At 44.9% G+C, this 14,056-nt stretch carries 7 protein-coding genes; 1 reads left to right on the top strand and 6 read right to left on the bottom strand.

From position 1 onward, the window contains the following. Nucleotides 1-21 precede the first annotated feature (21 nt). The 4 genes from NSB03_RS00425 to NSB03_RS00410 all read right to left on the bottom strand — a co-directional run bounded on the left by NSB03_RS00425 (nt 22) and on the right by NSB03_RS00410 (nt 10,978). Complete coding sequence (locus NSB03_RS00425) at nt 22-1,737, bottom strand: RagB/SusD family nutrient uptake outer membrane protein (RefSeq protein ID WP_024986068.1); 1,716 nt, start codon at nt 1,735-1,737, stop codon at nt 22-24. A 38-nt stretch (nt 1,738-1,775) separates the two neighbouring features. Next, nucleotides 1,776-4,973, bottom strand: coding sequence for a SusC/RagA family TonB-linked outer membrane protein (locus NSB03_RS00420; RefSeq protein ID WP_162222255.1), 3,198 nt, complete (start codon nt 4,971-4,973; stop codon nt 1,776-1,778). A gap of 127 nt (nt 4,974-5,100) precedes the next feature. Further along, on the bottom strand, nt 5,101-6,633 hold the full coding sequence (locus NSB03_RS00415; protein WP_257466125.1) for a sulfatase family protein: 1,533 nt from the start codon (nt 6,631-6,633) through the stop codon (nt 5,101-5,103). 289 nt (nt 6,634-6,922) lie between these two features. Then, nucleotides 6,923-10,978: a hybrid sensor histidine kinase/response regulator transcription factor gene (locus tag NSB03_RS00410; RefSeq protein ID WP_257466124.1), complete on the bottom strand. Its 4,056-nt coding sequence runs from the start codon at nt 10,976-10,978 to the stop codon at nt 6,923-6,925. A 111-nt stretch (nt 10,979-11,089) separates the two neighbouring features. On the opposite strand from NSB03_RS00410, the gene NSB03_RS00405 reads away from it, so the two are divergent. Continuing rightward, on the top strand, nt 11,090-11,731 hold the full coding sequence (locus tag NSB03_RS00405; RefSeq protein WP_024986067.1) for a carbohydrate-binding family 9-like protein: 642 nt from the start codon (nt 11,090-11,092) through the stop codon (nt 11,729-11,731). A gap of 138 nt (nt 11,732-11,869) precedes the next feature. Here NSB03_RS00405 and lpxA read toward each other — a convergent pair whose 3' ends face one another. Next, nucleotides 11,870-12,640 carry an acyl-ACP--UDP-N-acetylglucosamine O-acyltransferase gene (gene lpxA / locus NSB03_RS00400; protein ID WP_024986066.1) on the bottom strand — a complete coding sequence of 257 codons (771 nt, stop codon included), beginning with the start codon at nt 12,638-12,640 and terminating at the stop codon, nt 11,870-11,872. Nucleotides 12,641-12,658: 18 nt separating this feature from the next. Next, the gene (locus tag NSB03_RS00395; protein ID WP_024986065.1) at nt 12,659-14,050 is read right to left on the bottom strand and encodes an efflux transporter outer membrane subunit; all 1,392 of its coding nucleotides are present in this window, start codon (nt 14,048-14,050) and stop codon (nt 12,659-12,661) included. Nucleotides 14,051-14,056 lie beyond the last annotated feature (6 nt).

Raw genomic sequence — 14,056 nt, 5'->3', positions numbered from 1 at the left:
TTTTACTGATGAATACTTTGTTTACCAATTCGGATTGTTTTGTGTAATGTACTTGTTGGTACTCATTTCAGCATCTGGAATAGGGAAATAGTTGTACGTAGAGGATACTTGGAAATAGGTATATACGTTAGTTGGTCCTAAGTTCCAGTTTTCTCCAGATTGTGCAGCCGGTACCAATGCTTGCATGTTCTTTACAAACTCTCCCCAACGGATAAGGTCAAAACGCCGGGTGTATTCAAAGCATAGTTCCATCCCCCGCTCATCTTTTACTGCTTGGCGGAATTCCGTTTGCGACATGTTCTTCGGTAGCTCATCCAAACCTGCACGCTCTCTGACATCATTGATACAAGTATATGCAAGGTCTGTCGGTCCATTATTTGCTTCATTCTCCGCTTCTGCAATCATCAATAATACATCTGCATAACGTAATACAGGGAAGTTGATGGACGTAAAGTTCTTGTCTTTTTTATCAGCTTCGTATTCGCGGCGATATTTTCCACACATACGGCTATAATTGGTAGTCGCCTTGGTTTTTTCAATATCACCATTGTATTGGTAAGATTTCGGGCCATATTGCGTCATTACTTGCGCTAGTTTTCCCATTTCAAATTCACGATGCGTCACTCCGGTATTCTTACCGCCTGATTCCTTATATTCAAAAGGAGTGATGCTCCAGTTGAAACGGTTGATGTCTCCGTTCTTTACATACAGATTATACAATTTTGGGGTACTGTAAATAAAAGCATACGAATAGCCTGGATCAGCTTTTCCTTTTATACTGCTTTTAGATGAAAGGTCGGGACCGGCTAGGCCGATGATATTACCGATACGGCCTTCCGCTTGAGTGTCAGATGTATTGTTTCCGGCAAATTCAATTTCCCAGATACTTTCATTGGCGGTCGTATTATACTGGTTGGAACATAAATCAATGAAGAAATCCCAGTAGTTATCTGCTAGTGCGTGTCCTTCCGCTGTCACTTTCTGAGCATAGAAACTGGCTTTTTCAAAATAATCTTTGACTTCTGCCTGATTGGCAGCACGGTTTTCACGGAAATGTTCTCCGGCACGGAACAGGTAGACGCGTGCCAATATTCCCCATGCAGTAGATTTTGAGATGCGTCCGGGTAAATAGGATAGTTCGGCAGCTGATTTCAATCCAGTCTCAGCAGCATCCGCCATTTCATTGACAATGAAGTCATAGATTTCCTGCTTGTCTGTCCGTGGTGCGTCAAGGTTCTTCACATCTTGGGTTGAAGTTGTCTTGAATGGTACATCGCCCCAGCACTCTACAAGATTGAAGTAATAAAAAGCGCGTAGAAAACGGGCTTCGGCGATGTACTGTTCTTTCACGCCGGTAGAAAAGCCTTCTACCTTGTTGATATTCTCTAAAAAGATATTTGCGCGATTGACACCAACATAAAGTAAATACCAGAAGTTGGTGACTGCGTTATCACTGGTAGTGGCGTTATTACAAATCAGACCGGTGGAGGCAGGTCCGCGTCCGCTACCACCATAATGAGACAAGTCATCTCCTGCAACGAGGTACATATAGTCACCGCCATAAAAGGTTGGCTGGGAAAGAATAGCATAAGTGCCTGTCAAGAAGGAGGAGGCTTCTTCGGGAGTTTTGAAATACTCATCTAAAGCTAATTCAGTCGGTTCTTTATCCAAAAAGTCGCAAGATGTAGTAAAGAGACTTGCGAGTAAAGCTATGATTGATATTCTTAGTATTTTCATGTGATGAATTTTAAATGTTGAATGATAACATATTAAACTTAGAATCCTAAACTGACACCGAAGCTGACGGAGTAAGCTCTTGGATAAGACGAATAATCCAATCCCGGTGTTAAGGCGCTGTTACGAACAGATACTTCGGGGTCATAGCCAGAATAACCTGTCCATGTCCAGAGATTCTGTGCGGCAACGTAGATACGTGCTTTATCTATTTTCCATTTTTTCGTCATCTGGCTGGGGAAGGTGTATCCTATCGTTACATTTTTCAGACGCAAGAAGGAACCGTCTTCTATGATGCGTGAAGAAATGACACGATTGGAAGAAGAATTCGTAGCGGCTGGAATGTCACTGGTCGGGTTGTCTGCTGTCCAACGGTTGGTGTAGCTGGCATATTGGTTCAATTCACGTGAGCGGTTATTGGAACTTTCAAAGAACAGGCGGTTGGCGTTCATAATGTCATTTCCATACGACCATTGGAAGAAGATGCTTAAATCAATTCCTTTATAAGTAAAGTCATTGGTCAATCCTCCTGTATGTACTGGAAGTCCTCGTCCGATGATAGTACGGTCGTTGGAATCTACTACTCCGTCACCGTTGAGGTCGGCATATTTCGGCATGCCTGGTTGTGTGTTGTTTTCGGTTGAGAAATGAGGTACACTAGATTTCAAACTGTATGAATTTCCTGATTTGTTGAAATCATCGTATTTATACGTGCCTTCGTAAACGTAGCCATACATCAGTCCCATCGGCAAACCGATTTTGGCAATATAACTGGATTGTCCGTTGTAGTTCTGGTCAAACTGGACAGCTGTCATTAATGCGGTTTGGTTTTCGGATAACGCTAATACTTTATTCTTGTTGAAGGAAATATTAAAATTGGATGACCATTGAAAATCGCGTGTTTTAATATTCAGTGTATTCAAGCTGATTTCCAGACCATCATTACGAACTTTACCAATATTCTTTGTGGCATTGTAGAAACCGGAAGAATAGGGTAATTGGGCGGCAAGCAACAAGTCGCGTGTATTTTTCCGGTATATATCCATTGTGAGGCCGATTCGTTCATCGAAGAATGAGAGGTCGACTCCCAAGTTCCATTGTTCGGTCGTTTCCCATTTCAGATTTTTGTTCTGCAACGAGATGGGTACAGTTCCGGCGTTGGTGGCATCGTTCTCGAATGGATATACGCCGCTTGGTATCGAATTGGTAGCAGTATAAGAACCTATTCTGGATTTCAAGACGGATAATAGTTGGTAATAATCGTATTCACCGATGCGGTTATTTCCGGTGAGTCCCCAGCTAAAACGCAGCTTTCCATTGGAAAGGATACTTTTGATTGGTTTCATGAACTCCTCTTCGGTGAATGTCCACGCTAATGATGCAGAGGGAAAGTATCCAAACCTGTTATTCTTGTTGAATTTGGAAGAGCCGTCTACACGGAATGATGCAGTTGCATAGTATTTGGATTTATAATTGTAGTTGATACGTCCCAAATAAGAAAGCATTGACCATGATGATTTGACAGAACTGCTTGTACTGGCTTGTCCTTCACTCATTCCCGCCATTCCGAGTGATTCGTTGGGAATATGGGTGGTGCGGAAAGCGTATGCTTCATAATCTGAATTCTGGAAAGTGATACCAGCCAAAGCATTGATGAAATGTTTCTTCTTGATGTTGGTCTGGTAAGTCACTGTGTTTTCGTTCAACCAAGTTAAGCGTTCTGAACGGGTCACTTGTGCATTCACTTTGTCGGTAGAGGTCGGACCGCCATAGCGGGTCTTTGAATTGTTGAACTGGTCATTTTTACGGGCATCATAAGTATATCCGGCAGAGACTTTGACTTTCAGGCCATTGATGACTTCATATTCGGCAAAACCGTTCATTTGAAGATTATTGATATAATTCTTCCGGTATTCGTTTTTGAGTGAAAGAATAGGATTGAAACGATAGTCGTTACTTGAGTCTACTGCATTATCTGTTGCGCTATCCATCAAAAAACTTAAGGGAGTGTCGGGAGAGGTTACGGGACGATATCCCCAAACACTGTAGAACAAGTTGTTCATACCACTGTAAGATGTTGCGGAAGGGGTGCTTCCTGTCTGGATGGAACGTGAATAATTGGTCGTCAGGCTCATGTTCAATTTGCCACGGCGTACTACTGTGTTCATACGTCCCTGCATACGTTTATATCCGGTTTCCAATAATGTACCGTCTTGGTCGTAGTAAGATAGGGAAGCATTATAGCGTACTCCTTCCGTACCACCTGTCAGTCGCAGAGTGTGGCTTTGTTGCCAGGCGGTTTGGAAAATCTCATCTTGCCAGTTATATTGGTCAATATTCCGGTAATCTTCTAATGTCCATTGTTTACCTTCATAGTTCATGAGGTAAGAGCCGGCAACCACTGTCGGATACATTTCATTTTGTAATTTGACGAACTCATAAGCGTTCATCATTGGAATGGTGCGAGTGATATGTTGTACACCAAAACTTCCGTCGTATGTCAGTTGTGCCCGTCCTACTTTTCCTTTTTTAGTAGTTACGATTACGACTCCATTAGCACCACGTGCTCCATAAATGGCAGTAGCTGAAGCGTCTTTCAAAAAATCGATAGACTCGATGTCCGAAGGGTTTAAGGTGCTGGAAGCGGAAGTATCTTCCACTGGGAAGCCGTCAATTACAAATAAAGGTGAGTTTTCCTGTGTTAAGGAGTTGTTACCCCGGATAACTATATTCATTGTGCCACCAGGCATACCTTCACCGGATGTGACATTTACACCGGCGATACGTCCTCCCAATGCTTGGTCGAATGAAGCGACGGGGGCAGTGAGGACATCATTCATGTTGGCTTTGGCCACAGAACCGGTCAAGTCACGTTTGCGCACCTCCTGATAACCTACAACTACTACTTCATCCAATGTTTTGGTATCTTCCCTTAAAGTAATAACCATTGGCTTTTGTGTATCTACTTTCTGTTCTACAGTCACATAACCGATGAAAGAAATGACTATTATTGCATTTTTGTTGGGTACACTGAATGCAAACTTGCCGTCAAGGTCGGTGATAGTTCCTTGTGAAGTACCTTTTACCTGAACACTGGCGCCCGGCACTCCTTCTCCTAAATTATCCTTCACCGTACCTTTTACAAGTACCTGTGCAAGTACAAAAGAAACAGAAAACAAGATCAGTCCAAGTGAGGAGAGAATCCTTTTTCTAGTTTGAGTGGATAAATGTCTTTTCATATATTAAAAATTAAGTGATTTTATTGAATCTGCGGTTGCAAATATAGGCTGATTAAATATTCTCATATGGATAGAATTATTCAGGATTGGTGCAAAATCATACAATTTTTCTGTTCTCATATTCTTGTTATTCTTTTACGGTTTCCAACAAGGCAGACAGTTCTTTTACGATATCAGGATACTGCTTTGCTACGTCCGTTTTCTCCGATGGATCGGACGATAAATCATAGAGTTGCGGTTGTTTATCGTTTCCTAATTCCATCTTTGTCCAGAACTCGATGGCGGGACTGTCGCTTGGCTCGATGTATTTCCACTGGCCTTTTACGATGGCGAGTGTGTTGTTCAGGTTCTGCTGAACGACGTATTCACGGTCTGTATTATTTTTGCCTAAAAGCACATTCAGGTGTTCCTGGCTGTCGGGGGCTGCTCCTTTCCGTAAAGGTTGGTTCAGGAGTGAAGCGAGCGATGCATATACGTCGATTTGTGAGAAAAGAGCCTGCTGCTTGGCTGGCTGTATCTTGGCTGGCCAGCGTACGATGAACGGAATGCGCGTACCTGCTTCGTAAGCGCTGTATTTACCGCCACGATAGATTCCCATAGGGGTATGTCCGTTGAGCAGCTCGTAGGCATGGTCTTGGTAGCCGTCGTCAATCACAGGACCGTTGTCGCTGGTAAAGATAAGGATTGTGTTATCGGCAATGTTGAGGCTGTCCAGTGTATGCATGATTTCTCCGATGGTCCAGTCCAGTTGCAGGATGACATCGCCACGAGTTCCGAGTCCGCTCTTTCCGGCGAAACGCGGGTGGGGGATACGGGGGACATGTACGTCTTGCGTACCCATATATAAGAAGAAAGGTTCTTCTTGGTGAGCAGCAATGAAATTCTTGGCTTTATCGGTGATGATGTCGGCAATGTCCTCATCCTTCCAAAGAGCGGACTTTCCGCCGGTCATCCAGCCGATACGGGGGATACCGTTAATGATGGTATTATTATGCCCTTGGCTGGGTTTCAATGTCACAAGTTCCGGGTTTTCTTCTCCCGTAGGCCAGTCGCCTACCTTATGGTCGTAGCTGACAGTGATAGGATCGTTAGGGTCAAGACCTACTACACAGCCGTTTTCTACAAAAACACAAGGCACACGGTCTACGGTTGCGGGGATGATAAATTCATAGTCGAAGCCGATGCTCTGTGCATTCGGACTGATTTGGCTGTTGAAGTCAGTGCCGCCTTTCGGGCCGAGTCCCAAATGCCATTTGCCCACTGCTCCGGTAGCGTATCCGGCATCTTTCAACATATCAGCCATGGTAACGCAGGCTGTGTCGATGATAAGTTCCGAGTTTCCGGGAGCAATGCCGGTGTTCTCCTGCCGCCAAGGATACATGCCGGTCAGAAGCCCGAAACGGGAAGGGGTACTGGTAGCTGAGGTAGCGTAAGCATTGGTAAACTGTACTCCCTGTCCGGCAAGACGGTCGATATTAGGAGTGCTTACTTTAGTTGCTCCGTAACAACTCAGGTCGCCGATACCGAGGTCGTCTGCGAATATATAAATAATGTTGGGCTTTTGATTGTTTTGTCCATTGCTTTTTGGGGCCGCGTGGTTGCATCCGGTCAGCATGGCAATGCCGGGCAATAACGGAAGTAGACGTGAAACGTTTCTCATAATGCTGTATTTTTAGGGAATGATGTTAGATGCACAAAGATAAACGATTGGAGAAAAAAGAAGGAGCAGTAACGTACAAGTGAAGTATAAAATAGTACATCGGGGGAAGTTCCGCTTTCCGGATTCGGAAGAGTGCAGAACGGTTTAGTGCCACTACGTTGTCACAGTTGTGCCACCCCGTTGGCACAAGCGTGCCACTACGATGTCACTACTGTGCCAACGAGGTGATATTCTCCCGGCACGGCAGTGTCCGATTATTTACTATAGGCTTTCCCGATAATGGCTGCTATTAGTCTGTTTCTTCTTCTCCTTCTTCCTTTTCTTCTCCCTTGCGGTAAGCCAGCGGACTGACATGATAAATCTCCTTGAAACACTTGCTGAAATAGCGTGAAGAAGAGAATCCGATTCGGTCGGAAATCTCCGTGATATTCAGCTCCGGATTATTCCGTAGCATAACAGCTCCTTTTTTGAGACGTATGCTCAGGATAAAGTCATTCGGTGTCTGTCCTGTGACTGCTTTTAATTTGGTAAACAGGTTCGTACGTGCCATGCCCATTTCGCGGGCGAAGATATTGACGTTGAAGTCCGTATTATCCAGATGCTGTTCGATAATAGCCATCGCACGGTCCAGCATCTCTTTATCCATCGGATTGGTAGCCAGCATTTGGGCGAAAGCCTGCGGTTGTTTACTGAATTTCTCTTGTAGCAGCCGACGGGAGTTCACCAGATTATTGCACCGGGAAATCAGAAGATTGGTATTAAACGGTTTGGTGATGTAATCGTCCGCACCGATTTTCAATCCTTCAATATTGTGCTCTATCGCAGTACGTGCTGTCAGCAGCACAACCGGAATATGGCACGTATTGAAATCTGTCTTAATCTGTTTACACAGTTCCGTGCCGGACATACGCGGCATCACGACATCACTTAAAATAATGTCCGGCATATCTTTCCGTATCATTTCCAACGCCTCTTCTCCGTCGGAAGCCGTACTGACCTGATAGAATGTCTCGAAAATACCGACTAACATCTGCTTGATGGATTCGTTATCTTCCACAATCAGCATCTTGGCATCTTCAATCCGTTTGTTGTCTTCCTCTTTCCATTCCGATTCCGGTAATATTTCTGCTGAAGGCACAAAAGTTTCCGTTTCCTGAATGGCGGTATCCATATCGTTTTGCGCTGTCTGTTCCTCGGCAAAGTGTTGTTTGCCTAGTTTGAGGGTGATAATAAAACTGCTCCCTTTGCCCGGTTCGCTTTCCACACGGATGGTGCCGTGGTGAAGCTCGATGATACCTTTTGTCAGAGCCAGTCCGATACCTGTTCCGGCTCCGGTATTCAGTGAGTTCAGCAGCTCGGTCTGATAGAACCGGTCGAAGATTTTATCAATTTCCGCAGCAGCGATACCCGTACCGGTATCTTTTATTTCGATAATGGCATGGTCTTGCTCCTGCGAAACGTTGATGGAAATAGTATCTTCCGCTTTCGTATGTTTCAATGCATTAGACAATAGATTGTTGATGACCTTCTGCATCTGCTTCTGGTCATACCAGACTTCAATGTCATCTTTCTGCTTGTTGAACTTGAAACTAATCTGCTTGCTGCTGGCGTATTCGAGGAAAAGCAGATAATTCTCATACAGGAAATCCACGAGGTTGTGCTTGCTTACCTTTATCTTCATATGCCCCTGTTCCTGTTTGCGGAAATCGAGCAGTTCCGTAATCAGTTCACGCAGTTGGATACTGTTCTTGTAGATTCCCAATACCTTATTATATATGTTAGGAGTGAATGTCTGTACTTGCAGCAAAGTTTCCACCTGTCCCACGATAAGCGTTAGCGGAGTGCGGAATTCATGTGAGATGTTTGTAAAGAAACGCAGTTTCGACTGGTTCAATGCTTCCAGGTCTTCTATATGCTTCTTCTCATATTTCAAAGACTCGCGGAGCTTGATTCGCGAATTATAATTCTGGATGAGAAACCATAACAGGCTGATGGTGACAATGGTATAAATCAAGTAAGCCCACCATGTCTCATACCACGGTGGAAGTACAATAACGAGAAGTCTGGCTTCTTTGATTCCGTCCCGTTGTGACTTGATGACAAGCGTGTACTTGCCCGGATTCAGATTTGTATAAGTGATGAGCGTCTGCTTGCGGTATGTATGGTTCCATTCGTTCGAGAAACCTTCCAGGCGATAGAGAATCTCATCCCTGTTGGCAGGGATAAAGTTGGAAGTGGCATATTCAATGGTAAACATCGACTGGTTCGCTTTTAGGCTAATCTCAGGTGTGTGGCAGATAGATCGGCTCAAGATTCCGGTTTCGTCTCCGGGGATAACTTCCTTTCCATTGACCAGCAGGCGGGAAAGGATGATATTATAAGATTTCGGGGTAAAATGCAGTTTCTTTTCCCAGAAAGAAATCATTCCCTGAATACCACCCAGAAATACTTCTCCATCGTGCGTGACGAACAGTGCGTTTTCATTGACGGCAGTCAGTGGGAATCCGTTTTCCGTACCGTAATTGTAGAACTTCTTGCTTGGATAGTCGAACTGCGAGAATCCTTGATTGGTAATCAATAGCAAGTCTCCTTTCTTGATGGAGGATTCGAGCACTTCGTAAATACAATCGCTTGACAGACCGTCTTTCTGCATATCGAAGTTCTCGAAATCATTGCTCTCTTTGCGGTAACGGTCCAGTCCGCTGCCGGAGGTCGAGAACCATAAGTTCCCGTTGCTATCCTGCATGATATTGTTGATATTGTTGTTGCTGAGGCTATTGGGGATAGCCGGGTTATGCGCATAATTGGTGAGCGTATTGGTATCGAAGCGGTAGGAATAAACTCCTTCTCTGGTAGCTGCAATCCATAACGTGCCGTCTTTGTCGAAACAGAGGCTTGCTACCATGCCGATGTCTCTTCCAGCTTTAGTTTCCTTGAAGAGTTGCCGGCAAGTGCCTGCTGCCGGGTCGAACAAGGTGACACCGTTCTGTGTGGCGATAACCAGTTTGTCCTTATACGGTACAATGTCACGCACAATATCCGATGGCAACGAAGTAGGGTCGCCCGCTTTCATGCGGTAGGCTGTGAAACGGTTCGTCCGTAGGTCGAGCTTATTCAATCCGCCAAGATGCGTGCCAATCCACATGATTTCATTAGCCTGGTCGTAATAGATTGCTTTTACATTGTTGTGCGAAATGCTGTTCTTTCCTTCTTCGTGGCGATACCACCGGTATGTGTTGTCTTTGCGGTTGTATACATTTACACCACCCCCTTCAGTACAAATCCACAGGTTGCCATCTTTGTCTTCTGTCATTCTTCCGACGATGGGGCTGCTCAGGCCTTCTTTCTCGGTGTCTCCCACTTTGTAGCGGGTGTAGATTTCATACTCAGGATTGAAGTAATTGACTCCGCCGAAGTAAGTCCCTAGCCAAAGGGTGCCTTGCCCGTCCTTGACAATACACCAAATGGAAGAGTGGGTGAGTTCGTCCGGTTTACCGGCATCAGCCATATAAAGTTGGAAATTGCCTGTACTTTTCTCGTAGCGGTTCAGTCCGTGGAACGTTCCTATCCATAAATTGCCTGAATTGTCTTCACAACAACTTCTTACGAAGTTGGAACAGAGACTATTCGCCTTTCCCGGTTCATGACGGATATTCTCGATGAAACCGTCCGTCTTTATGTGGTAGAGTCCTTCCTCCCAGCTGCCTATCCATAATTCTTTTGAAGAATCCTCATAGATACTGGTGATATTCCCTTTCGTGACAGGTTGCGAAATAGCTTTACTCTCCGAAAGGCAGTAAACGCCATTGCTGGTGGTTCCCATCCAAAGATTCTTTTTCCCATCCAGATGAAGGCAGGATAAGGTGATGTTTTTTCCCGCAAGGTGATAGAAAAGGTCGAAGTTGCCTGTACTCTCGTTGTACACAAATATTTCTTCCCTCTTGCCGATATACAATTTCTCATTGTAGTAAATAGCGTCCACGTTGCCCTGAAGCAATGTCTTGAATCGCTGGGTAGTCAAATCGAACTCTGCCACACCGTCAGTACAGAGCAGATATACTTTTCCGTTTTTGTTTCCGGTGATGCGCAGCACTGTATTGCTGAACAGGCTGTTCGGGTCGTTTTTGTTAAGTTTAAAACTTTTAATGTCGTTACCGTTATACTGGTTTAGTCCCTCGCGCGTTCCAATCCATATAATTCCCCGTTCGTCGATATATAAACTGTTGACAGAGAATTGTGAAAGTCCGTCATCTGTGGTCAAATGGCTGAAAGTAATGTTTTGACCTAGTGTGTGGACGGTGGTTACGCTTAAAAATAGCAGAAATAAAAGGATAATTTTTCTCACTAATTCGTTCTTTTAAGGTATTACTATTGGCAAATATATCGTTTTTATTTCATTTCTGTGAACCTTATTAGAAGAAAGTAACTATATTTGTATCATTCAAACGAAAGAACTATGAAAGTAAAGAAAATTAGTGCGGCTAACGTGGAAGCTTGCTCGCTTCCTAAATTATTCGATGAAGAGAAAATAGATTTTCAGCCTATCCAGTGTGTCAACTGGGCTGAATATCCTTACAAACCCAAAGTAATTTTTCGCATAGCTCACACGAAGGACTCTATTTTATTGCATTTTAAAGTAAAAGAAGAGAGTGTGCGTGCCCGCTATGGCGAAGATAACGGTTCTGTATGGACAGATTCCTGTGTGGAATTCTTCTCTATACCGGCCGGCGACGGAATCTATTATAATATAGAGTGCAACTGTATCGGAACGATTCTGATTGGTGCCGGACCTGCCCGCAACGGTCGCGAACATGCTCCGAAAGACGTGACAGCTCTTGTGCAGCGGTGGTCAAGCCTGGGCAATACGCCTTTTGAAGAGCGTGTTGAAGAGACTGACTGGGAAGTTGCCTTGATTGTCCCTTACGCTGTATTCTTCAAGCATCAGATCGATTCGCTTGATGGTAAGGAACTGAAAGCCAATTTTTACAAATGTGGCGATGAATTGCAAACTCCCCATTTCCTTTCATGGAATCCGATAGAAATAGAGAAACCGGACTTCCACCGTCCCGATTTCTTCGGTACACTGGAGTTTGAATAATCTCTGCCTTCTGGTAAGAATATAAACGATTGCCCGAATATAAAGGAATATAATGATACGGTGTCATCCATCTGCAAAAAAAGAAGGGTGACGCTTTTCTTTTGCATCACCCTCACCTTTGTATAAAAATCACTTTATTTACTTCACAATACCTCTTTCCGAGCCTTTCACGAAGTTTACGATTGTTTCGATTTCCTCGCTCATCGGCACTTGGTCGATAATCTTCTGTACTGCATCCTGAACGCTGAAGTTGCCTTGATAAATCAAGCGGTAAGCATTGGCGATGTGGCGGAGAATTCTTTCCGACGTGTTGCGGTGTTGTGACAGGACTACGGCATTCACTCCATGATATGCCACCGGGTTTCCCGACATGATGACATATGGCGGCACATCCTTGGAGATACGGCATCCGCTTTGTACAAGCGTCCAGCTGCCGATGTGGCAGTATTGATGCAAGGTGACATTGCCGCTCAGGATAACGCAATCGTCTAATGTGCATTCTCCTGCGATAGTGGTACCGATACCTACTACGCAGTTGTTGTTTATCTGTACGTCATGACAAAGATGTACTTTGTCCATCAGGTAGTTGCCATTTCCTATTCTGGTAGCATTGCCGGCAAAGGTAGCACGGCTGATAACTACATTTTCACGAATATCATTGTTGTCCCCGATAATCAGGCTGCTTTTTTCTCCGGCATAGTGAAAGTCTTGCGGTTCCGCTCCCAGGACAGCATTCTGATGTACTTTGTTTCCTTTTCCCATTTTCGTACCTTGCAGGATACTGGCATAAGACATGATGACACAGTCATCTCCAATTTCCACATTCTTTTCGATGTAGGCAAACGGCTGGACAGTAACATTCTTGCCTAGTTTTGCTTCGGGGTCTACGTAAGCTAACGGACTAATCATAATAGTATAAGTTTAAAGTTATTCTTCTCTTCCACCACCCAAAGCCTGGTAAAGGCTTACGACGGCCTGCATCCGGTCAAAGCAATCGGAAACCTGAGAAATCTGCGCGCTCAGGTAAGATTGTTGTGCAGACAGTACTTCCAGATAGGTTGAAGTTCCCAAGTTAAACAATTCTTTTGTATCTTCCGAAGCTTTTTTGGCCGATTCTACCTGCATCCGGCGGGATTCTACCTTTTCGCTTGTCTTTTGGTATAAACTTAGCGCATTGCTGACTTCGCTTCCGGCGTTCAACAAGCTTTGCCGGAAGGCCAACTTCGCAGTTTCTTCCTGAGCTTTGGCAGCTTTCAGACGGGCGATATTCTGTCCGCGGTAGAAAAGCGGCTGAGTCAGAGAGCCAATGGCGGAAGCCAATAACTTGCCCGGGTTGATAATTGCACTTCCGGCGCTGTTTGTCCATCCTGCCGAACCGCTGAGCGTGATTTGCGGATAGAAAGCGGCACGTGCCGAGTTGGTATTATAATAGCAACTTGCCAAAGCCATTTCGGCTGCTTTTACGTCCGGACGGTTGGACAGCAACTGGATAGGTACGCCTGCGGAAAGTTCGGTCGGGAGTACTTGTGCTTCCAGCACGCCGCGTTTGATGGAGTGGGGAGCCTCTCCCAAGAAAGTAGACAGGGCATTTTCAGTTTCACGGATACTCTGTTCGATATCAGGGATACTGGCAAGTACCTGAGCATAAGCAGCCTTACTTTGTTCAACTCCTGCCGAATTAATATTGTACATGGCAGCGTCTTTCATCGCTTCCATCGTTTCAGCGTTCTGTTTCAGAATTTCAGCCGTAGCTTTGGTTATTTCCAACTGGCGGTCCAACATCATTAATGTATAATACATGTTGGCAATATTGGAGATAACTTGCGTCTGCACTGCTTGGCGGTAAGCCTTTACTTGCTTCAGGGTAACTTGTGCATTTCGTTTGGAGTTCAGCAACTGACCGAACAAATCGACTTGCCAACTGGCAGTTACAGGCAGCGAGTAAGTTTTTGTAGCTGCGTTCTTGTCAAAGCTGCTGATTGTTCCTTGCGGAGACAGTCCCAATGACGGAGCATAAGCCAGGCGTGCCGACATCAGAGATGCTTCTGCCGCTTTTACATTCTGGGCAGCGGACAAGAGGTCGGTGTTTTGTTTCAGTCCCGCTTCGATGAGAGACTGTAGCTGTGGGTCGGTGAAGACTTCTCTCCACGGCAGGTTACCGAAGTTGGCGGTATCCGAAACCAGTGTATCATTATCCGCCATCGGGTCACGATACAGTCCGGAAGTGGTAATATCTTCGGGTCTGTCATACGACTTATAGATGTGGCAACTACTCAGGAGAGCAGTTGCGCACAACATATATAGAATCTGTTTCTTCATATCGAA

The sequence above is a fragment of the Bacteroides acidifaciens genome, assembly GCF_024623065.1.
GTDB classification, from domain to species: domain Bacteria; phylum Bacteroidota; class Bacteroidia; order Bacteroidales; family Bacteroidaceae; genus Bacteroides; species Bacteroides acidifaciens.
The sequence above is the reverse complement of the archived record's forward strand: the minus strand, read 5'-3'. Positions and strand labels throughout refer to the sequence as shown.

Bases quoted from the DNA above. Each gene is read 5' to 3' on its own strand.
- NSB03_RS00425 (WP_024986068.1), bottom strand. From the start codon at position 1,737: ATGAAAATACTAAGAATATCAATCATAGCTTTACTCGCAAGTCTCTTT.
- NSB03_RS00420 (WP_162222255.1), bottom strand. From the start codon at position 4,973: ATGAAAAGACATTTATCCACTCAAACTAGAAAAAGGATTCTCTCCTCA.
- NSB03_RS00415 (WP_257466125.1), bottom strand. From the start codon at position 6,633: ATGAGAAACGTTTCACGTCTACTTCCGTTATTGCCCGGCATTGCCATG.
- NSB03_RS00405 (WP_024986067.1), top strand. From the start codon at position 11,090: ATGAAAGTAAAGAAAATTAGTGCGGCTAACGTGGAAGCTTGCTCGCTT.
- lpxA (WP_024986066.1), bottom strand. From the start codon at position 12,640: ATGATTAGTCCGTTAGCTTACGTAGACCCCGAAGCAAAACTAGGCAAG.
- NSB03_RS00395 (WP_024986065.1), bottom strand. From the start codon at position 14,050: ATGAAGAAACAGATTCTATATATGTTGTGCGCAACTGCTCTCCTGAGT.